Genomic DNA, 20,482 nt, shown 5'->3' with positions numbered 1-20,482 from the left:
AGGCGACAAAGCCAAACTCAAACGGGACTTGTGCTGGTCGGCGTTGTGGTGCTGCCGATTGAAAAGAAATTATTGATTGTGGTGAATGACGACGTGCCCGTGCCGCCTGTCGTTCCGCTACTGCCGCCGCCGCCAACGGGCGCGCTTCCGCCACCCGCCTGTGCAGTGCCTTCTGCAGCGCCTGCGGTTCCCGAACCGCCGATACTGTTGGCGCTGGCTGGCGAGGAACCGGCGCCGCCGATCGGCGATGCCGCCGCTGCTGCCGCCGCCGCAGGGGCGGCCGGACCGGCAGCCGTTCCCGCGATATTCTCGCTAAAGGCGATGAGAAGATCGGCGGGCACGTTGGCGCCTTTTGTCTGCAACTGGATAGCGGCTGCAAGTATCGTATTGCCGTTCCTCATCGCCGTGGCGTGGGCAAGCGCCAGACCTTCGCCGACCACTTCGGAGAAGTCCTTGTTGCCGACCTTCTGGGCCAGTGCGACGATTGTGGGCAATTGGCCGGAGTCACTCAGGACCAGGGCGGAAAGCTGTTCGGAGAACTGTGCCGCGCTGGTGGAAACGGCGATGATCGGAAACCCGCTCGTCACTTTTCCGGTCACGTCGGCCGCTGCCGCATCCGTGCTGGAAGCGATGGTGACCAGATCCTTGATCATTCCCTGCGTCGGAGACTGCTTGAACAGCTCCGCCGCGGCCATGGAAACCGTGTCCGGATTGGTGGTGTTGACGCGGGCCAGAAATGCGGCGGTGGTTTCATCGGCGGCCTTGACGGGCGCGCCTGTTGCCGCGCTCTCAACGGCGGGCGCCTGCTGTTGGGCAGCGGGTGGTGCGGCTTCCACGTTCTGTGCGTTGGCGACAGCGGAAAAGAGATCCATGCTGGCAATAAATATCGCACCAACGAACATCGAGCCGTTACGAATGCGGGGCATCCAACTCTCCAAATCTTTTAAAATACGACTTTAAATATATCCAATGCTGGATACGGTCATCCAACATCTAAAATCTCTTTTTTTAAATCGCACAGCCCACGCAAAGGATCAAGGGCTAAAATAAACCCGTGGCGGAAACCGTCCGCTATTGTTAACGGCCCGCTCGCGTCTTTCCATGCGCGGTTCATGACACGGCAACTTTGCGCGGCGATGTTATCAGCCGGTCACGAAGCCAGATATTGGCCGGTGTTTCGACAAACAAGTGAAAGGCGTGGGCTATGGCGACGGTGCTGACCACGATGACGAGATAAACGAGATTACTCCACTCCGGCGGGAAAGTGACACCGCCGAGCGCAATCTTGAAGCCCCGGAAGATAAAAGGGTGCAGCAGATAAAGCGCATAGGACGAATCGCCGAGTTTGGCCAGCGGCTGTGCGAAACGGGGCAGGGCGATGTTTCTGGTCAAGGTCGCTGCTGCCATTAGCAAAATCGCGCCGCCGCCGAAAACCAGCAACCGCGAAAAGGAATAACAGCCCGGATCACACTGGAAGCCTATGCTGTTCAAATCGGTCAGCATCCAGATCGCCAGACCGCACAGGGCCGTTGCAAGCCCGAGCAGGGGCGGCAGGCGAACGCCGCGCAGGAAAAGTAACGCGAGGAACATGCCTGCGACGAATTCGAGAATGATCGGCTGAAACCAGAAGCTGAACGGCAGGCCGAGATCGAAGGTGGAGCCGATCATGACGGCAGCAAACAGCACACCGGCTGTCGTGAGCACGGCGCGCTCCAGCGGCAGGAAGATGAACGCTGCGAAAACGATATAAAAGAACATCTCGTAATTCAGCGTCCAGCCCAGATCGAAGATCGGAAACGGATAGGCGTCGCCATAACCCATGCTGTCATAAGGAATGAAAAGATAGGAGGTCAGGATCGCCTGTAACGGCGGAAACGCCTTTGCGCCGAGCAGGGTGGCGATCACGGCAAGCCGCAGGGTCAGCGCAAACCAGTAAAGCGGAACGATGCGGAGAAAGCGGCGCAGCAGAAACGCGGAACGACCGCCTGTTGCCGCAAAATAGGGCCGGGACGCATAAACGATGACGAAGCCGGAAATGACGAAAAACAGGTCGACGCCGCCGCCCAACCTCAAAAGATGCAGGGGGAAAAGCGTGAATTCCCAGCTTACGTCCGCGTGCAACGCAACGATCATGATCGCCGCGACGGCGCGCATCACCTGAACGATATCGAGACGCTGCGCCCCGGCGGCGGGCGCTTCTTTAAAGTTTTTCATCATCGTCAATCTATAAAAATAAAGATATATTTAGTATAATATTGCGCCCGCTTCAGCGGGGCGGAAGTCCATTATTGAAGCAGGCTAGCACGCAATAGACCGACGCGATACACACAATTTTGCGATGCGGCATTTCAACCTGCACCATTCAGAAAACCTCCAGAACCGTGAGCTGGTCGCTGACCGAAAGTCGATATTCTCCGCCCTCCTGTGTGATTGTCTGCTGGCTCACCGAGCCGTCATCGCGGAAGCGGTGGGCGACGATGCGATTATGCGGGCCGGCCACGGAAAACGCCGCAATGCGTTCCACCGGCGGATTTTCGATGCGTGCGGGCCATTGCCAGCCGGAAATTCCAAGCCAGACAGGCACGAGCAAGGCACCGTCCGCTCTCACCAGATGCAGGGACAATCTTTGGGAATCAGAAGTGAGGAAATCGATCTGCCGTTCTTCCGGCCCGGTCTGCCGTTGTGCCTTGCAGAGGGAGAGAAGGGCGCGAACGGCATCGTAAGCCGGGGTGCGGCTCAGATCATGGCGCAGGAGACCGAAGGAAGATTCCGGGTCTGTCGCATCGGCGGCGAAGCTTGAAACCATTTCATACATATAGGATCGGCGGATGCCGCTGATGAAGCACCAGAGCAGCATGCGCGGCATATAGCGCGCCTTGATGCCTTCGGTGACGGGGAAATGGAAGCTCTTCGTTTGCAGCGAGGTATGATAGCCCATTTCCGTGGCGAATACCGGCCGGCCGGCGGCTATATGCGCCGAAGCGGCGACGGATTTTGAGAGAGCCCCCGGACCGGTCGTTTCGGGATGTTCCATCCCCGCGTAAGGATGGATGTTGCCGTAGTCGCAGACATTTTTCAGGTCCAGCGCCAGCGCTCTGCTCTCCAGGACATAGCTCGGCGCCGCAACGGGCACCGAGCGCAATTGCGCGGTTGAGCGGATTGTGTTGTGCAGGGCGGCCTGATGTTCCGCCGAAATGCGCGGGGCATTTTGCGGATCTCTCGTCAGGTTCGGCTCATTGCTACCCTCGAAAATATCGATACCCGCGTCGCACCAGTCGTAGAAATCCACCAGCCTGTCGAGCGGTGTGGAAACGTAAGGGTTGAGATTGTCGTAACAGATGATGGTGAGGCGAATGCCCGCCGCCACGATGCGGCGCAACCGCTGAAAGACGCGGCTGTCGCGACTGTCGCTTGGGGCGATAAGCCCGTCATCGCGCAGATGTCGTACGCCGAGCGCTTCGAGCTCGGGCATGATCCGGTCAAACTGTTCCGGATAGACGCCCGTGGGGCGGGTGAAGTGGCCCGACACCCCCACACTGTCCAGAAACGCCCCGGCATCGGCGGAGGCAACCGCCTGGGCCCGTGCGGAGGTGGCGCGCAGGCCGGTGGCGGCGACCAATGCGATGGGGGTGACTGAAAGCAGGCCACGCCGCGTCAGGCTGCCCATGGCGATCGGCTGTTTTCCATTCATCTGCGCCTCCTGGCATGTCCGGAGAAAGTATTAGCCAGACGCCATCACATGGACGTCGTTGACATGGACGTCGTTGTTTGAGCGTCAATGACGCCTCTCAACACGTCGGGATCAGACTGTCGTGGACGTTTTTGGCATCTATGGTCGCCTTAAAATCCATGTCTCTGAAATAAAATAAATATTATGAACTCGAATATGACCGTCAGAGAAAACGGAACCCCTCGCTTCCGTTCACCTGTTTATGTGCGGAAAACGTAACACGAGACCTGTTCTTTTCGCAACACCGCATGGCTTTTGCCGCATCGCGAAAAAAATCACTTGAAATGCCGTCAATTCCCGTGCTTTTTGAAAAGTAGATTTTGGTAATTCATATTTTCAAACATTAGATCCGCTCCGGTTCTTGTATTTTTACAGATGTCTCACTGGTCTCCGGAAATTGAGGGAGACGAACGAGGCCGGGATGGACGCCATAGATTTTCGATGAAGGAAAACAGAGCGTATCCGCATGCGAATTCTCCATCTTAGCAGCCTTTATCCGCCGCATATCGTCGGTGGATGCGAACGCTCGGTCGAACATCTCGCCGAGGAACTCGTCTCCATGGGACATACGGTCGGCGCCGCCTGCATAGAGCGGCAGGCCGAACCAAAGACGGTGCGCAACGGCGTCACCGTCTATCGCATGTTCCACAACAACGATTTCTGGCTTGAGGACTGGCCGCAATATACGCCGCAGCAGCGGCGTATGCAGAAGCTCAAGCAGCAATGGAATTTCGATGTCGAAAAGCAGTTCGAGGCCGTTCTCGACGATTTCAGACCGGATGTCCTCAACACCCACTCGCTGCTGGATGTGACGACGCTGGTGTGGCGGGCGGCGCACAAGCGCGGCATTCCGATCGTTCATACGATCTGCGAATATGATCTCCTGTGCGGCAACGCGGCCATGTTCAAGGCTGGCAAGCCCTGCGAGCACATCCATCTCGGCTGTCAGGTGGTGAATTTCAGCAAGAAATTCACCCAGCGTTATATCGGCGCCGTCGCAAGCGTTGGCACCGAAATCCTCAGGACCCATGTCAATCACGGGCTTTTCCATCACATTCCGGAAAGCCTGCGTCGCGTCATCTTTTATTCCTGCACGGTTCCCGACGGTGATCCCGTCGCCCGCCGGCAGATCGACCGGACGGGCCGGCCGCTGACCTTCGGTTATATCGGCCGCATCAACACGGAAAAAGGCGTCGGCACCATGGTCGATGCCTTCAGGGAAATCGGTCACGGCAACTGGCGCTGTCTGGTTGCCGGCCATGCGATGGACGATTCCATCGAGCGTTTCACGGCGCAGGCCGGCGATCTGCCGATCGAATTCGTCGGCTGGGCGAAACCGAAGGAGTTTCTCGAAGAAATCGATGTGCTCATCGTTCCGTCTTTCTGGGCCGAACCTTCGCCACGCACGATCTACGAGGCCTACGCCATGGGCGTGCCGGTCATCGGGGCAGCCTCCGGCGGCATACCGGAGCTGATTGGCGAGACCAATCACGACTGGCTGTTCGAACCGGGCAACGCCACCGACCTTGCTGCCCGTATCCGCCGGGTGCTGACGCTTTCGCGCGAAGAATTGCCGACGGAGGCCGATTTCGGAAACATCGTCGAGGAATCCACCTCACGCCGGGTCGGCGAAAATTATGTGAAACTCTATGAGGACGTACTGACGAAAAGCAGGGAAGGCCGAACCTTACGCGCATCTTAGGTCCGCAACAGCTTTTATATTTTTTAAGCTTTTTTCGAAGGGGCAGGCAGATGGAAGCAGGTAGCGCTGATAAATTGCGGTTCCTTATGCTGGATTTTTATCGATTTCTTGCTGCGATCGGTGTTGTTCTGTTTCATGTAAATAGTATCGACAGCCGTGCGAAATCGATTATCGATGTCGGAAGTTTTGGAATTTTCGTCGATTTCTTTTTCATGCTTTCAGGCTTCGTTCTTTTTCACACTTACAAAGATCTGAAGCTTAGCACGACAAACTATTCAACCTTCTTGATTCGCAGGCTGGCCCGTATTTATCCGCTTCATGTGGCTACCATGACGGTTTTGATATTGATGTCGGTGACGTTCTCTTATCCTTCAGCGATCATTGAATATCGGGACTTGATTTTGAATATTTTTCTCATGCAAGCATGGGGTCTGTCCGACAAGTTAACGCTAAACCATCCGTCCTGGTCCATAAGTGCCGAGCTTTTTTGCTACTTGTTGTTTCCATTTATTCTTGTGATGATGCGTGAAGTGAAGATTTATATTTCCGCACCGTTTGTATTGGCCATCTTCTATTTTTTCTCCCGATCATGGATGCCTTTTTGGGAACAGCCTGGAGGCATGTATGGCGCAAACTATGACTTCGGCATGCTGCGGGCGCTACCCAGCTTTCTGGTCGGTTGCCTCATATACCAAATCTATCAACAGATCAGAATTTCAAGTCGATTTTTTCTATATATAGGAATATCGATTTTCTTTCTCGCATCGTTGCAAATGTTTAGGCTTTATAATCCGAATTATGTGATGGCAACGTTAGCGGTTTCGTTGCTTCTCACGGCACTGGGTGAGCGGGATATATTATACTCCAAAAGAATTTCATGGATTTTGTCAGTCTCCGGTGATTCTTCCTACGCAATTTACATGATCCATGCGATTTTATTTACGACTATATTAAAGTTCACATGGCTGAGTATGGCGGCGCCGTTACAGTTTTTTCTGCCTTATTTGAGCGTTGCGATAATCTTTCTGACCGTCACGTCTCATTTCGTTTTTAAAAATTTCGAGAAGCCGGCACGCAATTTCATAAACAGTAATTTGGTGCCACAACCAGCGTTGCGGGTGGCGAATTGATGTCCGGTTCGATAGGCAACGCCGCCATCACAGGCGTGTTCTGGTCCATCGTCCAGAACTGGGGCGGCAAGCTCTTCACCTCCATTCTCTTCATCGTCCTCGCCCGTTTCCTCAGCCCCACCGATTATGGCATGGTCGCCACCGCCGGGCTGGTGTTGATGCTGATCCAGATGCTGTCGGAGTTCGGATTCGCGGATGCGATCGTCCAGAAACGCAATCTGGAGCCCAGCGACGTCAATCTGCCATTTTATGCCTCGGTTTCGGTTGCGACGCTGCTGGCCGTTGCCGTCTGCGTTTTTTCACCGGAACTGGAACGCTGGTTCGAGGTTGACGGGCTGGCGCCAATCATCGTGGCGATCTGCATATTGCTGCCGCTGAACACGGCATCAATGTTTCAGGAGGTGAATTATCGCCGCGCACTCGCTTTCAAGCCGCTGGCGATCAGAACCTTCATATCGAACATCGTCGGTGGCGGCGTGGCTATCGTTTTCGCGATCAAGGGCCTCGGTGTCTGGAGCCTTGTCGTTCAGACCTATGTTGCGACCATCGTCACGCTGATCTGGCTTTGGCGAAAGCCGCATTGGCTTCCGGGAACCACCCTCAATCCCGGCACCTTTTTGGAATTGCTGCGTTTCGGTTCGTCGGCGCTGAGCTTGCGCATTGTCGAATTCGGGTCGACCCGACTGATCGATTTCATCATTCTGGGACGTTACGGCGTGGCGGCTTTCGGGCTCTACACCGTGGGCAGCCGGCTTTATCAAATTCTCATGCAACTGCTTCAGTCGGCCCTGTATGACGTCTCGCTGACAGTGCTTTCCCGCGTATCGCACGAGCGCGAGCGCATGGCGGAACTGTACAAGCAGCTGATTGCCATATCGGCCATTGTCTCCACCCCGGCCTTTGTGCTTTTCGCCGCCTTGGCGCCAGAGATTTGCCGCGTCCTCTTCGGACTGCCGTGGCAAGGGGCGGATGAGATTGCGCGGCCCCTGCTGCTGCTCGGGGCCCTGCAATGCGTGCAGTTTCAAAACGGTCCGTTTCTTTCCGCGCGCGGCAGCCCGAACAAGGTGTTGATAGCCGGCACCGTCAAGTCGGTTTCGACAATCCTCATGATCCTCCTCATCCCGACAGACAGCATCGGTGAACTCGTCGTGGTGTATGTCCTGGGGCAACTCGCCTCCACGCCCTTCACGTTTTTTTATGTCTCTCGGGAACTGGATGTTCCGCTTCGTCGAATAATCTTCCTGCTTCTGCCAAGTTTCGTCTCAAGCGGCGTCGGCTTTGTCGCAGTCGAGTTGATACGTCCAGAAATCGCGGGCCTGGGCCTTGGCGATTTCATGGCGGGACTCATGCTCGGATCCATCTTCGTCGTCACTTATTTTTCGCTCATGGCGCTTGTGGCGCGCCGGCAGGTTCAGGCGGCCCTGCTGTTCGTCATCAGCAAGGTGCTCCCACGGAAGGAAGCGAATGCGTAAACTCGTAAAAAAGATACTTCCCGCTCCGCTGCATCGCGAATGGGTGAAGTTCAACGAAGGCCGCAATGAAGAAATGGCAATTCGCCGTTTTTTTGATGCCCTGCAACAGCGGAAGCGCGGGATCAAGACCCTCAGCGGTGGGGAGCATCTAAACCGGATTTTGATCGTCGCCTGCGATCCTTTTTCCGTTTTCGGCTCCATCGGCGATGACGCCATGATTACCGCGACCGTTCAACATGCCCGCGACAGGAACCCCGATGTTGATATCGATGTCCTTCTCGAGGGCACCGATGCTTCGGAACTGGTCCGGCAGAGAGGATTCAATCCCGTCGATATCTTTGGAGACGTCGATTTCATCGGGGCGCTTTGCCGTCAGTTCGAGACAAGGCGGTATGATTGCGTCGTGGTGATCGGGGCCGATGTCATGGATGGATATTATCATCCATTGGTGACCGCGAAACTTTTGGCAAGTGCGGATTTGGCGGCGGCAGCCGGCATAAAAAACGTCATCCTCGGTTTCAGTTTCAACGAAGCCCCGCATCCGTCTTTGTCGATGTTTTACAGCGCGCTTCATCCGGGCGTATCAATCAATGTGCGCGACCCAGTTTCCTTCGGCCGCCTGAACGTGTTTGCGAGGACGAATGCGGCGCTGGTTGCCGATTCGGCCTTTAGTCTCATTGCATCGGAGGCTGATGCGGATACCGGTTCCTGGATCGCGCGTAAGCGCGCCGAAGGATACAGGGTGATGGGGTTTAACCTGCATCCCATGCTGTTCAAGAATGCGGATCGCGCTCAGATTGACACGATCATCAAGCGTGGCGCGGAGGCGCTGCGGTTCGTTGCTGACGCGCGGCCGGTTTGCTGGCTGCTTATCCCACATGATTACCGGGAGGGTTTTGGCGATCAGTCTTGTCTTCAGGCCATTGCAGAGTTGGTGCGCCCTTCACTTGACGATCGGGTTAGATATCTTGAGGGCAAGTGGCCGGCGACTGTTCTCAAGGGGGTAGCGGGACAGCTTGATGGAATTGTCAGTGGCAGAATGCATCTTGCCATAGCGGGGCTTGGCAAAGGCGTTCCTGTCATATGCATTGCCTACCAAGGAAAATTCGAAGGGCTTTATCAGCATTTTTCCCTGTCTTCCTCAGACCTGCTGTCGCCTTCGGCTTTTTATACGGATGAGGGCATCAGGACTGCCCTGATGGAATTCGTCGACCAGGTGGACGAGCGTCGCGAACAGGTGCGAAGGAAATTGCCGGGCGTTCTCAGCCTGTCGAAAAGTAATTTCCAGATATTCGAGACCTTTTCAGAAGATAAACGATCAGTCACATGAAAGTCGCCTTCGTCTCAGCCATTCCCGCCCTTCCAGCGTCTGAAGGCAATCGTAGCCGGATTTTGCAACTGACGCGGGCTGTCCGCAGCCTTGGTCACGAGGTGCATTTCGCCTATGTCGACACGCCGATCGCGATCGACTTTAATTCCGCTCTGCATGAGGCGGAATTCGGATCTCAATACGTCCATTTCGTCTCTCGCCAGAAGGGCGGCTTTAAATCTCGCCTTGGTCAAGATATGGGCCTCGAGTTTGGATTCACGGCCTATCGGGCCGTTCGAAAGGTCCACCGGCTTCTCGGCCGCGATAGCGGCTTTTATAATTATCTGGACGAGTTCTATTATCCCGAAATCGGCCGTCAGGTTCGGGATATTCAGCGCCGGCTTGGCATCGATGCCGTCATTGTCGAATATGCATTCCATTCGAGGGCATTTCTGGGCTTGCCGGATGATGTGCTGCGCATTCTCGACACCCATGATTCCTTCGCCGATCGACACAAGGCTTTCATCCATACCGCGAACAAATATGGATACTGGTTCTCCGTTCCGCCGGCCGTGGAGTGTAAGGCTTTCCGCCGTGCGGATGTGGTTGTCGCCATTCAGGAGGAAGAGGAACGGGCGTTCAGGCAGCGGCTGGGGGCGGAGACGCCGGTTGTTGCGACCGTCAGCCATATTCTCGATCTCGATGGAAAAGTCGAAGACGTCACGTCGGGGGATTTTCTGTTTCTCGGTTCCGGCAATGACGCCAACATCATTTCCCTGAAGGGGTTCCTGCAAAACGTCATGCCGTTGGTCCGGGCGGTCCGGCCGGATATTCGTCTGGTTCTGGCGGGCGGCATATGCGGCAAGATTGAAGACGGGGAGGGCATTCTCAAGCTCGGTCGCGTCGATAATCTGAAGGATGCCTTCACGCGCGCGCCGCTCTCCATCAATCCCATCACGCTCGGAACAGGCATCAACATCAAATTGCTTGATGCTTTGGCTGCCGGTGTTCCGACGATCAGCACCCGCACGGGTGTGAGAGGACTTTCCGACCGTTACCGGCGCGGCGTGGTCATTGTGGAAGACGATGACCACAGGGCGTTTGCCGATGCAATCCTGCGGCTCGCCTCCAGCCGCGATCAGCGGCAGGAGCTGGGAAACAGGGCATTTGAGGACGCCATTGAATGGAATCGTCAACAAATGACGGTCCTTGACGATATTCTGAACGGCAGGCGGGTTGGTTGAAACCACACCCTGACGCCGCCATCTGGCCCTGTCCGGGTGGCGCGTGGAACGACGCGGGGGGCCGTTTCAGCCGATCAGGTGCAAGCCCGCATCCGAAAGCCTGAGAATGGTAAGCCTGCCCGTCGTAAAGGCGCCGGTGTCGATGCCGATCCGTTGCGGGCCGGTTTCCGGTTCCGTTACCGGTGTGTGACCGTGGATGACGACGAGATCCAGCCCGGCCCCTTGTGAAAGGAATGGCTCCCTGATCCACAGCATATCCTCATCTGTCTGCGCCTCCAGCGGCAATCCGGGTCTCAAGCCGGCATGCACGAAAATATAAGGCCCTATCCGGGCATAGATGGGCAGGCTGGATAAAAGCTGACGGTGGGTCTGCGGGATCGCGCCGAGCAGGGCGTCCCTGAATTGCGGCAGCCTCAGGCGACCCTTTTGCAGGAAATAGTCGATATCGACCCCGTAGGACAGAAGCGTCTGGCGGCCGCCAAAGTCCAGCCAATGCATATTTTCCTGCGGATTTTCGAGAAAATCATGGAAGAGCTGCTCATGGTTGCCGCAAAGCGCAATACGGCGCAGCGGCGCTGGCGGCGCCTGCAACAAATGTTCGAGGACGCCGCGGGAATCGCGCCCGCGATCAACATAGTCGCCGAGAAGAACGACCAGCGCGGGAGAGGGCTCAGGCCCCAGATCGGCGAGGATTTTCCGTTCCGCCTGCAAAAGCAGGTCGAGGCAGCCATGCACGTCGCCAATGGCATAGATCGGAAAGGAGGCCGGCTTGTCGCCAAGGTCGATTCTGCGCCGCCTCCGGTCGTCGCGGGGGGCTGGTTGTTTACGACCGCGAATCCAGTTGAGCACCTTGCGCATAGCTGCCGATACTGTCTCTCCCGCACAAGGTCAAGAGCGTTGAAGGCGGCTGTTGCATCACCCGCCAAAGCTGCGCTGACGCGATGCCTGGTCGTCCATTAAAACCCCTCCGACGAAGCGGCGAAAGGCGGTTTTAGCAAAGCAGCACGCGTCAGTTCCGTGTGGAGAGAATAGCCTCTTCGACGTCCGAAAGATACGTTGCCGTAAACCGAAAGGGCGGCCTCCGCATGAGGACCTGTTCTAGAGTTTCAGCCAGACACGCGGGTTCTCATGCGACTGGATCTTGATCCATTTCAGATCCACTGCCTTCCACGGCTTGACGACATTGGTGCGGTTATCCAGCACCAGATCGCCCTGGCTGGTGCTGACGACCAGAACGGCGTGACCTATGCCATCCGTCGTGCGGGCGGTCGCGATGCGCAGGGCGCCTGAAGGCCAGCCGGCGCGCAGAAGGCGCTGCCGCTTGGTCACCGCGAAATCCTCGCAGTCGCCGCTTGCCGGGTTCAGTTTCCAGTCGTCTTCGCCGTCCCGTTCACCGACATAACTTATCGCGGTGTTGATCTCGGCGTTGATGCGCTGGAGTTCCGCGCGCTTCTGTTTGCTCAGGTCCACCGTATCAAGGTCGCCGATCCGGATGCACTGGTCGGCCGCGCCTTCGCAGAATTTCGCAAAGGCGATCGGCGCGATGGTCGGACGGCTGGTCGTCATGAATTGGCCGGGCCGCGATGCGCCGGGCTTCTGGGCGAGGCCACCAAGCTGGACGGCCGATGCGGTTGTCGCGATGCTTGCCACCATGCCGGCAGCGACGGCAAAAATCTTTGCCAGACGGATTGTTCTCTTCGCCATGTCCTTGCCCCTGCACAGTTGTCTTCTCTCGTGCCTGGCACCATAGCGACCCATTCTTGCGGGCCGTTTAAGTCGATAGATTGCATTTTAACGAAATCTAATTTTGTTATAGCACGCTGAAAAGACGGCTTCGAACTCACCTGCAGCGGGTTCGGCCTTCGGTGTCGACAATACAGGTCTGTTGCGGCACCGCCCGTCTGAGTTCGCGCCGTGTATCGGGTGAGGCGCGGTTTGCCGGTGGCCGGTCGTAATTTCGGTAAATTTCGAAATTGCGCCCGCCGATCGTTCCCTGCGCCCCGCCGCGGCCATCCGGCGCCACTTCGTAATTCTGGTACTGCTGGGCATGGGCGCCCGCGGGGAGGCCGATCACGGCAAAGAGGACGCCGGCCGCGAGGCTGCCCCGCAATGCTGCCGCTTGCCGCCTGCCCACCATCATGACCGTTCCTCCATTGACGAAATGACGGACGCCGCCGCACATTTGCCATGCCTGGCGCGCATTGATTTTCCAATCGTCCGTCGGGGGTAATCATATCACCGATATTGCATCCGGTGTGAGAAGGATTTGTGTCTGGAAGGGCCGAATCGCCTCCCTGCCGTATCAGCCCGCGGTGTCCCTGGCCAGGAGACGCCACCCTGCCGCTTGATCGTCAGGAATGCGAAAAAACGCCATTCCAGGGCTCAAAAATTAAGCTCTTCGCCGCTGCATTTATAGGCTTCACAATCCTGTAACAACGGACCTAATATACAAGTGCAGATGCCGAATCGCTCAGGAGAAGCCCTTGACGATTGCAGTTTCACCACAGGCCCTGCCGGCGCTCGTTCTGAACGCAGACTACAGGCCACTGAGTTATTATCCCTTGTCGTTATGGTCCTGGCAGGACGCGATCAAGGCTGTCTTTCTAGACCGTGTGAACATCATTGCAGAATATGATCACGCGGTGTCGTCCCCCAGCTTTTCCATGCGGCTGCCGAGCGTCGTCAGCCTCAAGACCTATGTGCAGCCCACCCGCAACCCCGCCTTCACACGCTTCAACGTTTTCCTTCGGGACAAGTTCGAATGCCAATATTGCGGCACGCGGGACGAATTGACCTTCGACCATGTGATTCCCCGCGCGCATGGCGGTGAAACCACCTGGCACAATGTCGTTGCGGCGTGCTCTCCCTGCAACCTTAAAAAAGGCAGCAAGCTTCCCAAGCAGGCGGGCATGTTCCCGGCGCAGAAGCCCTTCCAGCCGACGGTTCAGGACTTGCACAATAACGGGCGGCTGTTCCCGCCCAATTATCTGCATGAAAGCTGGATGGACTATCTTTACTGGGATACCGAACTGCAGCCCTGATCCTTTGAGGACTGCAACGCGGTTTTCCGCTTACCGGCTTTTACGGCTCGCGCCAAAAAAGGCGACTGCCGCAAGTGCAACGCTTGCGATGACATTCCAGCCGGCGAAGGAAAGGCCGAGCACCCGCAATGCGGCGTCGTTGCAGGACGGGGCCTTGATGGCGTTCAGATTGCCCAGCAGATCGCCGGCATTGGTGGTGATGGAAGGCGCGCCGGTCGCGCAGGTGATCGGCCCTGCCCAGAAACCCCATTCCACGCCGGCATGATAGACCCCGAGCCCGGCACCGATCAGCATCGCCACGCCGATAAGGGCAAGCAGCAGCCGGGTGATCTGGGTCGGCAGTTTGAAGACGCTGGTCGCAATGGCCAATATGCCCAGCGGAATGGCGTAATAATAGGGATCGCGCTGCAAGAGGCAGAGCGCGCAGGGCGTATAACCGCCAATATGCTGGAAACCGAGGGCGGAGCCGACGGTGAAGATCATTCCCGCCGTAACGCCGAGAGCGGCGAGCGTGCGGCTATTGTCGGCGGTGGTCGCATTGGCCATGTTGTTTTCCTCAAACTTCGCGAAGAAGCAGATATCCCGGACGGGCTTTCAAAAAGGCGGGCGTGATGGCGAAATTAAGTCGCCGGTCCTCACGGGTGTCACGGGATTCGTCTAATCCAGTCCGGCGCATCTGGCAAATGAAAGCCCGGTAATACTCGGAAGCGTGCAAGCAAAGTTTCGTGAGCTCGTCGAGGGCATGAGGCCATTGAGGTGGCCACGGCAACGCGCTGGATAAACACGAGGAAAATCAGTCCGTTTTGGAAATGGTACCCCAAGCCGGGATCGAACCAGCACTCCTTTCGGAACCGCATTTTGAGTGCGGCGCGTCTACCAATTCCGCCATTGGGGCAACGGTGGTAATGCCACGGCGTCTATCATGGTCAAGGCCATGCGTGCAACCCCAAAGCTGACTTATCCTTTTGAATTGCACGTGTTTGCGCGCGCGCTTTTTCGTCTTTACCCTGCTGCCGATCAAAATGTCGCGGACGGTGGCTGTGCCGGTTCGCTACACCCACGGTTGCCCCATTAATGTAATATTAGGAACCTCTAATAAATTAGAATATACGCAATCACTAATTGAATTATGATGTCAGGGTGGAGTTTCCACGCGGGGCGGGAATGGCCAAACTCATAGGGAGGAAATTATGAGGGCTTTTTCTCGCAATTTGTTACTGTCCGCCTGCCTGATCCTGCCGGTCCATGCCCATGCGCTGGATATCGGGATCGGTGGCGAGAATGGGGTTAACGCCAGTGTTGGCGACAATGGCAGCGGCGGGCTCGGGGTCGATGCCTCCGTTGGCGGCAGCAGTGGCGTTAACGCCAGTGCGGATGTCGGCGGCAGGAGCGGCGGCGGGCTGGGCGCGGATGTCAACGCTTCGGTCGGCGGCAGCAATGGGGTCAATGCGGATGTCAATGCATCCGTCGGTGGTTCCAGCGGCGTCAATGCGGGTGTGAACGCCTCCGTTGGCGGCTCGGACGGCATCAATGCCAATGTCGGGGCCAATGTGGGCGGATCGAGCGGTGTCGGTCTCGGTGTCGGGGTTGGCATCGGCGGCTCCGGTTCGACCGGCACGCCCGGGAACCCAGGTGGCAGCACCACCAATCCCGGCGGCTCGGGCACGGTGTCTCCCGGCGCGATGCGCAATGCCCTGCAAGCCTATAATGATATGTCACGCACCGAGCAGATCAAGCTCGCCCGCCGTTGCATCGATATTCTGGGCGGCGGATACGATGCGGCTCTGACGCAATTGTGCAAGATGATCCGGACGGCTTCGCGCTGAAGCGGGTTTTTACCCGCATCATAAACTCCGAAGGGCGCCGTGGGTGCCCTTCGGATCAATTGCCCTTGCGTCCGAAGGACAGGATCTTCTGCCGCAGGCTGCGGGCGAGGTTGCGGGTGTTGCGGTACATGTCCACCTGGGTGGAAACCTGCCGCACGTCCCGGTCGCTGTTCTGGGCAAGCCCGACGACCAGCGTGCCCATTTCCTGCCGCTCCTGCCAGAAGCGGCTCATGATCGGATGATCGGGCACGGCGCAGCTGTCGCTGCGCAGAATATTGGCGTCATCCAGATGCCAGTCGGTCAGTTTCTGCACCAGCAGCTTGCCGGGAGAAAATTGCGCATAGTTTTCGTCGAAAGCGGTCTTCCACGTATAGGCCTCGCCGGCCGTGATGAAGACGACCATCGAGGCGATGGCGCTGCCATTGAGATCGATGGTGTGGATACGCACCGCATCGGCTTCGGCCAGATTGGTGATCGCCTCGCGGGCGAAAGCGGCGCGATAACGGTCGTTGACCAGCGCGGTGCGCTTGCGGCCTTTCCAGCCACTCGCCTCCAGCGCCAGAAACTCCTCCATGCGGTAACGCACATCCGTTGGCTGCCGGGTAACGGTATAGGAGAGGCCCCCGAGTTTTTCGAGCTGGCGCCACTGCCTGTTCATTTCGCGCAAATGGTGCGGCGCAAGAGCGTTTCGCAGATAGGCCTTGCCATCGAGCAGGCTTTCCAGCATCGGCCGATGATAATTGCCCGTCGTCGTCACCGGCAGGTTGCGGCTGAGCGCGATGGCCCTGAACATGCGGGCGAAGGGTCCCTCCAGCCGCACATCCGGCAGCACGAGAACGTTCGGCAAACGCATGTTCCGGTCGGAAAGCGCGTCGAAAAGATTGTCGAGGGTTTCGGCGGCCCCTTCGGTGTCGACCAGCGGCGTACCAAGCGGCCCGAACGGATTGGCCCAGACGCGAATGATGGAAGGACCGATGGAAAAGCCCGGCTTTTCCACGGTAAAGGGCATCAGGAAGCGCATGCGGCTTCTGGCGCCGTTCTCATCGCGAATGAGGGCGAAGCGCACGGACTTGTCCTCGATGCGCGGCATGGCGGGGGCGAGAAGCCGTCCGGTGAAGAAGACATTCGCTTCCATCACGCGGTTGGACAGAAAGTCGAGTTCCTCCTGCATGTCGTAACCGAGCTGACCCGGATAGATGCAGAATTCCCGACCGTCGCGGCCCACGCGTCGGCTGCTGTCGGCCACGGGGCGGTCACGCTCCGCAGACGCCATCAGTGCCGCGATGCGCGGATCCTGAAAATCCGGATTCTTTGGATCGCTGGACATGCTTATCGTTACACCGCCTTCCCAGTGTTTTGACCCGCCCGGGGATCGTTGAAGGCAAAAAGGACGATCCCGAGTGTACGGCGAATGGCAATATGCAATAGCACAGCTTCTATGCACATGGCTATTGCCACCGCTGCCGCGGCCCCTGCCAGACCATAGACCGGAATGAGCGCCATGTTGAGTGCAATGTTGCAACCAAAGATGACAATATAAAGCGCAACGCACAATTTTTGTTTGCCGGCCATATTCAGCAATGTCTCTCCCGGTCCGATCACCGCCTTGGCGAGGAAACCCGCGAAGAGGAAGAACATCAGCTCATAACCCTGAACGAAGCCGGGACCGAACAGCGACAGCAGGAACGGGCCGGCCAGAAGCACCAGGCTGCCGACGGCGAGCGACGGCCAGAAAGCCCAGCGCGCGGCTTGGCTCGCGAAACCGCCGAGCCCCTGCCGGTCATTGGCCGACATCAGGGCGGCCAGACGCGGGGCAGCGGCGGCCTGCACCGAGAAAAACACGAATTGCATCAGCACGATGGTCTTTGCCGCGGCAAAATAGATGCCCACCTGATCCGGCGGCAGATAAAGCCCGACAATCACCACATCGGAATTGGTCATCAGAAAACCGATGCCGTCGATCAGGAACATCGGAAAGGCGAACCTTATCCAGTGGCGGAAATGAACCCTGCGGGCTGTGCTGCGAAAATGCCGGTTGAGCCGGCGGTCCATGAAGATAAAATGGAAAAGCGTGGTGACATAGGTGGCAAGAAGCGCCGTCAGCATGGCCGTCGTCGCCGTTTTTTCCGCACCGAAACCGATTGCAACCAGCATGAACAGCAGGATCAGCACCGGACGGACGATATAGGTGGGACTGAGTGCGGAGACCGCCCAGCCATTAGCGCGCGCGGTGCCATTCAGCACATCGCCCAGCGCCACCATCGGCAGGGTGAAAAGCGCCAGCGAAACGGGAATGAGGTAATAGGAGGCGATGCGCTCGCCGAAGAAATAGAGGAAAGCGAAACCGAAAATCGCAAGCGCGCTGGCCGAAAGCATGGCGAAGACCCGCGCCGTCGAGGTCAGGCCCATGATCTTGTCATGGGCGTCCTCCAGACGATAGCCGGGTAAAAAGCGGATGACGGTGGTGTGAAAACCGAGGCAGGAAAGATTGCCGAACAGGATCACCAGAACCCAGACAAAGGCGAACAGGCCATATTCGAACTCGCCCATCAGGCGAGCAAGGATGATCTGGGAGATGAAGGCGATGCCGGCGCTGACGATGCGCACCGCAAAAGCGACCAGCGCCATGCGCTGCGCGCGCGAAACCTCATCTCCGCCGGAAAGAAGAACGGCGATTTTCGCTACCAGCGGCGAAAGCTTCGCGCGCAGGCCTGCGGGTAAGGCTTTTTCCGCCGTGTTGAGGATAGCCATGATCCACACGCCATCATTTCCAGTTGAATAGGCAGGCCCATTGTACGCGCTTCATCCTTAACGAAGGGTTTGGGAGGCGCCGGCCTGTGTGCCAATATCATCCACCATGCGCGGCTTGCGGACGCCGTTGAACAGGAAAAGGGCGAGCGGGCTGAGGCGTATCGCCTGATGCAGCATATAGGCCGCCGCCGTGGTGGCCGCGACGATGAGGGTAAATTCCAGGATCGGCGGTAATGCGATCAGGATGAAGAGGGTTCCGAATGCGTAAATCAGCGGATGGTGAAACAGGTAGATGGTGAAGGAGGCATCCGTCATGCGTCTGGCAAGCCGGTTCGGCCTGTCGAAATAGCGGCAGGCGAGGTCGATCAACAGGCGGCTTGCCGCCACTGCAGCAATCCCCGACACCAGCACCAGCAGGGCCGAATTCGAAAAGGGATGTTGCAGGCGCAGGGTCACCGCCGTGGCGACGGCGCCCGCCACGATGACGCCGGTGAGAAAACCAGTCTGGCGAAAACGGTGGAAGAGGGCGCGATCACGGTGCAGCAGCGCGCCGATGAGGAAGAAAGGCAGGTAGCGCGCATAGGGGTCGGAAGCGCGTTCATAGAGAAGAAAGAGGCCGCTTCCGCTCTTTGCCGCAAGCAGGCCCGATCCGTAGATCATCAGCTCCCATAAAACCGGCACCGTGCAGAGCGCTGCGAAAAACAGGGTGGTATGCCGCTGCTGCAGGCTGCCGAACCAATCTTTGACATATGCCAATGGCGGCCGTTCCGCGAAAAACAGCAGGCCGGCAAGCAGGACAGAATAGAGGATAAGGGCCGGCAGGAACCACAGATGCATGATCCACTGTTCGCTCGGAAGCAGAAGGCCGGGCAGGCGCTCAAACAGTCGGTCGGCCGGGATATCCCCTTTGGCGATGCCGGCCAGTTGCAGCAGGAAAAGCTGCAATGGTCCGAGCAGAAGCACGGCCACGATGAAGGGCAGGCCGAGGCGCAGGAAACGCTGCCGCAGCCAGCGCATCTTGCCCTTCTTGCCGATGACCATGGTGGAGAAATATCCCGCCACCAGAAAGAATGTCGGCATGCGGAAGGTGACAAGTGCCGCGCCGAGTGCACTGAGAAACGGGCTGGTCTCGAAATCCTTGATGTCCCAGGGCAGAACGTGGCTGTAGAGCAGGGAGGCATGATAGGGAATGCCGAGCAGCATCAGGAGGGCCCTGAGCGGGTCCCAATAATGCTCATAGTCTGGCTTGCCCGGTTGCATTTTTCCCCCGCGCCGAAAACGCGATCCCGCGTGATCCGTGACGACCAGCACGACTATTGGTGGAAAACGCTAATAAACCCTTCACGCGCCGGAGGGTGTGGGCGGAGCCTTTTTCCCGGGCAGGAGGTCGAGGACCAGCGCACAGCCCAAAATGATGATGCCGGCGCCGAAGAGCTGGGGGAGCGAAAGCAGCTCGTCCAGCACCAGTGCGCCGACAAGCACCGCCACCACGGTCACGACGAATTCGACGCTGATCGCCCTTGTTGCGCCGATGACGGAAACGAGGCGGAAATAGGTGATGTAGGTGAGCCCGCTCATCACCACCGCCTGTATCAGAAGATAACCGTAATCGATGAGGCGTGGCGTTCCGGGAACGGGTACGGCCAGAAGCAGAGGCAATGTCATAAGGCCGCCCGTGAGGAAGGAACCGATGGTGATTTCCCAGGCTCCCACGCCTTTGAGATGGCGGCTGGCATAATTGCTGCCATAGGCGGCGCAGATGCAGGCGACGACGGCGGCGGCACAGCCGGTGATGAAGCTGGAGGTGACGGGAGCAGCGGGAAAGCCGACAAGCAGGACGATGCCGCCGAAGCCGATGATGAGACCGGCAAGGCCTTGCCGCGTCATACGCTCAAGACCCCATAGCTGCGAGATGAGCATGGAAAAAAGCGGGACGGTGGCCACCAATATTGCCGCCATGGCGGTGCCGACCAGCGGCGTCGCATAGGAGAGGCCGACCAGCTGTCCGGCGACCGTCGTTGCGCCGACGACTGCAAAGGCGCGCCAGCTGGCGGAAAATGCGAGTTTGCGGCGAGCCGCAATCGCAATCAGAAACAGGGTGATGGCGGTGACGAGCGAGCGAAGCGTGACCGCGCCGATCCAGCCGAAAGCCTCAACGACATGCAACAGCAGCAGGAAGGACATTCCCCATGCGAGCGCGAGAAAGAGATAGGCGGCAAGGTCGCGAGGGGCCATGAAAGGGTTTTCCGGAAGACGATCCGGCTCCCATATTGGAAA

Annotated in this window: 18 protein-coding genes and 1 tRNA gene; 7 read left to right on the top strand and 12 right to left on the bottom strand. The window is 57.8% G+C overall.

What is annotated here, in order from left to right:
• Positions 1–17 precede the first annotated feature (17 nt).
• The 3 genes from AC5YUO_RS17535 to AC5YUO_RS17525 form a co-directional block, all read right to left on the bottom strand.
• Entirely contained in the window at positions 18–926 is a 909-nt protein-coding gene (locus tag AC5YUO_RS17535) for a hypothetical protein (RefSeq protein ID WP_496156148.1), read from the bottom strand.
• 184 nt (positions 927–1,110) lie between these two features.
• A complete protein-coding gene (locus AC5YUO_RS17530) occupies positions 1,111–2,217 on the bottom strand; it encodes an acyltransferase family protein (protein WP_496156147.1) in 1,107 nt (368 codons plus the stop codon).
• A gap of 145 nt (positions 2,218–2,362) precedes the next feature.
• Positions 2,363–3,691 carry a hypothetical protein gene (locus AC5YUO_RS17525; RefSeq protein WP_496156146.1) on the bottom strand — a complete coding sequence of 443 codons (1,329 nt, stop codon included), beginning with the start codon at positions 3,689–3,691 and terminating at the stop codon, positions 2,363–2,365.
• 505 nt (positions 3,692–4,196) lie between these two features.
• On the opposite strand from AC5YUO_RS17525, the gene AC5YUO_RS17520 reads away from it, so the two are divergent.
• The 5 genes from AC5YUO_RS17520 to AC5YUO_RS17500 are packed head-to-tail and all read left to right on the top strand — an operon-like array spanning position 4,197 to position 10,587.
• Complete coding sequence (locus tag AC5YUO_RS17520; protein WP_496156145.1) at positions 4,197–5,432, top strand: glycosyltransferase family 4 protein; 1,236 nt, start codon at positions 4,197–4,199, stop codon at positions 5,430–5,432.
• Between the two features lie 50 nt (positions 5,433–5,482).
• A complete protein-coding gene (locus AC5YUO_RS17515; protein WP_496156144.1) occupies positions 5,483–6,562 on the top strand; it encodes an acyltransferase family protein in 1,080 nt (359 codons plus the stop codon).
• Positions 6,562–8,034 (top strand): lipopolysaccharide biosynthesis protein, encoded by a 1,473-nt coding sequence (locus AC5YUO_RS17510; RefSeq protein ID WP_496156143.1) that lies wholly within the window; start codon positions 6,562–6,564, stop codon positions 8,032–8,034. Before AC5YUO_RS17515 ends, AC5YUO_RS17510 begins: the two co-directional genes overlap by 1 nt.
• Positions 8,027–9,364 (top strand): polysaccharide pyruvyl transferase family protein, encoded by a 1,338-nt coding sequence (locus AC5YUO_RS17505; RefSeq protein ID WP_496156142.1) that lies wholly within the window; start codon positions 8,027–8,029, stop codon positions 9,362–9,364. Before AC5YUO_RS17510 ends, AC5YUO_RS17505 begins: the two co-directional genes overlap by 8 nt.
• A complete protein-coding gene (locus AC5YUO_RS17500; protein WP_496156141.1) occupies positions 9,361–10,587 on the top strand; it encodes a glycosyltransferase family 4 protein in 1,227 nt (408 codons plus the stop codon). The genes AC5YUO_RS17505 and AC5YUO_RS17500 overlap by 4 nt, the downstream gene beginning before the upstream one ends.
• Before the next feature lie 66 nt (positions 10,588–10,653).
• Here AC5YUO_RS17500 and AC5YUO_RS17495 read toward each other — a convergent pair whose 3' ends face one another.
• The 3 genes from AC5YUO_RS17495 to AC5YUO_RS17485 all read right to left on the bottom strand — a co-directional run bounded on the left by AC5YUO_RS17495 (position 10,654) and on the right by AC5YUO_RS17485 (position 12,727).
• Complete coding sequence (locus AC5YUO_RS17495) at positions 10,654–11,445, bottom strand: metallophosphoesterase family protein (protein WP_496156140.1); 792 nt, start codon at positions 11,443–11,445, stop codon at positions 10,654–10,656.
• 240 nt (positions 11,446–11,685) lie between these two features.
• Positions 11,686–12,291, bottom strand: coding sequence for a transglutaminase-like cysteine peptidase (locus tag AC5YUO_RS17490; protein ID WP_496156139.1), 606 nt, complete (start codon positions 12,289–12,291; stop codon positions 11,686–11,688).
• 136 nt (positions 12,292–12,427) lie between these two features.
• Positions 12,428–12,727, bottom strand: coding sequence for a hypothetical protein (locus AC5YUO_RS17485; protein ID WP_496156138.1), 300 nt, complete (start codon positions 12,725–12,727; stop codon positions 12,428–12,430).
• 343 nt (positions 12,728–13,070) lie between these two features.
• Between AC5YUO_RS17485 and AC5YUO_RS17480 the strand changes: the two genes are divergently transcribed.
• On the top strand, positions 13,071–13,628 hold the full coding sequence (locus AC5YUO_RS17480) for an HNH endonuclease (protein ID WP_003585610.1): 558 nt from the start codon (positions 13,071–13,073) through the stop codon (positions 13,626–13,628).
• A gap of 30 nt (positions 13,629–13,658) precedes the next feature.
• On the opposite strand, the gene AC5YUO_RS17475 is transcribed toward AC5YUO_RS17480, so the two are convergent.
• Complete coding sequence (locus AC5YUO_RS17475; RefSeq protein WP_386907384.1) at positions 13,659–14,174, bottom strand: disulfide bond formation protein B; 516 nt, start codon at positions 14,172–14,174, stop codon at positions 13,659–13,661.
• A gap of 264 nt (positions 14,175–14,438) precedes the next feature.
• Positions 14,439–14,523 (bottom strand) — tRNA-Leu (locus AC5YUO_RS17470).
• Positions 14,524–14,818: 295 nt separating this feature from the next.
• On the opposite strand from AC5YUO_RS17470, the gene uppQ reads away from it, so the two are divergent.
• Positions 14,819–15,454, top strand: a complete 636-nt coding sequence (uppQ, locus tag AC5YUO_RS17465) for a polysaccharide biosynthesis GNAT family N-acetyltransferase UppQ (protein WP_496156137.1) — start codon at positions 14,819–14,821, stop codon at positions 15,452–15,454.
• Between the two features lie 55 nt (positions 15,455–15,509).
• Here the strand turns inward: uppQ and AC5YUO_RS17460 are convergent, their stop codons facing one another.
• The 4 genes from AC5YUO_RS17460 to AC5YUO_RS17445 form a co-directional block, all read right to left on the bottom strand.
• Entirely contained in the window at positions 15,510–16,781 is a 1,272-nt protein-coding gene (locus tag AC5YUO_RS17460) for a GNAT family N-acetyltransferase (protein WP_496156136.1), read from the bottom strand.
• An 8-nt stretch (positions 16,782–16,789) separates the two neighbouring features.
• On the bottom strand, positions 16,790–18,205 hold the full coding sequence (gene uppV, locus AC5YUO_RS17455; RefSeq protein ID WP_496156135.1) for a Wzx-type polysaccharide biosynthesis protein UppV: 1,416 nt from the start codon (positions 18,203–18,205) through the stop codon (positions 16,790–16,792).
• 57 nt (positions 18,206–18,262) lie between these two features.
• The gene (gene mdoC / locus AC5YUO_RS17450) at positions 18,263–19,465 is read right to left on the bottom strand and encodes a glucans biosynthesis protein MdoC (RefSeq protein ID WP_496156134.1); all 1,203 of its coding nucleotides are present in this window, start codon (positions 19,463–19,465) and stop codon (positions 18,263–18,265) included.
• Positions 19,466–19,546: 81 nt separating this feature from the next.
• Positions 19,547–20,440: a DMT family transporter gene (locus AC5YUO_RS17445; protein ID WP_400812965.1), complete on the bottom strand. Its 894-nt coding sequence runs from the start codon at positions 20,438–20,440 to the stop codon at positions 19,547–19,549.
• Positions 20,441–20,482: the final 42 nt, after the last annotated feature.

This window comes from Agrobacterium sp. LEGMi-208b (assembly GCF_059511785.1).
Note: the sequence above shows the minus strand (reverse complement) of the source record. Positions and strands in the feature narration are given on the sequence as shown.

Excerpts from the sequence above, each read along its gene's own strand:
- AC5YUO_RS17530 (WP_496156147.1), bottom strand. The coding sequence starts at position 2,217 with ATGATGAAAAACTTTAAAGAAGCGCCCGCCGCCGGGGCGCAGCGTCTC.
- AC5YUO_RS17535 (WP_496156148.1), bottom strand. The coding sequence starts at position 926 with ATGCCCCGCATTCGTAACGGCTCGATGTTCGTTGGTGCGATATTTATT.
- AC5YUO_RS17525 (WP_496156146.1), bottom strand. The coding sequence starts at position 3,691 with ATGAATGGAAAACAGCCGATCGCCATGGGCAGCCTGACGCGGCGTGGC.
- AC5YUO_RS17515 (WP_496156144.1), top strand. The coding sequence starts at position 5,483 with ATGGAAGCAGGTAGCGCTGATAAATTGCGGTTCCTTATGCTGGATTTT.
- AC5YUO_RS17475 (WP_386907384.1), bottom strand. The coding sequence starts at position 14,174 with ATGGCCAATGCGACCACCGCCGACAATAGCCGCACGCTCGCCGCTCTC.
- AC5YUO_RS17460 (WP_496156136.1), bottom strand. The coding sequence starts at position 16,781 with ATGTCCAGCGATCCAAAGAATCCGGATTTTCAGGATCCGCGCATCGCG.
- uppQ (WP_496156137.1), top strand. The coding sequence starts at position 14,819 with ATGAGGGCTTTTTCTCGCAATTTGTTACTGTCCGCCTGCCTGATCCTG.
- AC5YUO_RS17500 (WP_496156141.1), top strand. The coding sequence starts at position 9,361 with ATGAAAGTCGCCTTCGTCTCAGCCATTCCCGCCCTTCCAGCGTCTGAA.
- AC5YUO_RS17505 (WP_496156142.1), top strand. The coding sequence starts at position 8,027 with ATGCGTAAACTCGTAAAAAAGATACTTCCCGCTCCGCTGCATCGCGAA.
- mdoC (WP_496156134.1), bottom strand. The coding sequence starts at position 19,465 with ATGCAACCGGGCAAGCCAGACTATGAGCATTATTGGGACCCGCTCAGG.
- uppV (WP_496156135.1), bottom strand. The coding sequence starts at position 18,205 with ATGGCTATCCTCAACACGGCGGAAAAAGCCTTACCCGCAGGCCTGCGC.
- AC5YUO_RS17495 (WP_496156140.1), bottom strand. The coding sequence starts at position 11,445 with ATGCGCAAGGTGCTCAACTGGATTCGCGGTCGTAAACAACCAGCCCCC.
- AC5YUO_RS17520 (WP_496156145.1), top strand. The coding sequence starts at position 4,197 with ATGCGAATTCTCCATCTTAGCAGCCTTTATCCGCCGCATATCGTCGGT.
- AC5YUO_RS17510 (WP_496156143.1), top strand. The coding sequence starts at position 6,562 with ATGTCCGGTTCGATAGGCAACGCCGCCATCACAGGCGTGTTCTGGTCC.
- AC5YUO_RS17490 (WP_496156139.1), bottom strand. The coding sequence starts at position 12,291 with ATGGCGAAGAGAACAATCCGTCTGGCAAAGATTTTTGCCGTCGCTGCC.
- AC5YUO_RS17485 (WP_496156138.1), bottom strand. The coding sequence starts at position 12,727 with ATGATGGTGGGCAGGCGGCAAGCGGCAGCATTGCGGGGCAGCCTCGCG.
- AC5YUO_RS17445 (WP_400812965.1), bottom strand. The coding sequence starts at position 20,440 with ATGGCCCCTCGCGACCTTGCCGCCTATCTCTTTCTCGCGCTCGCATGG.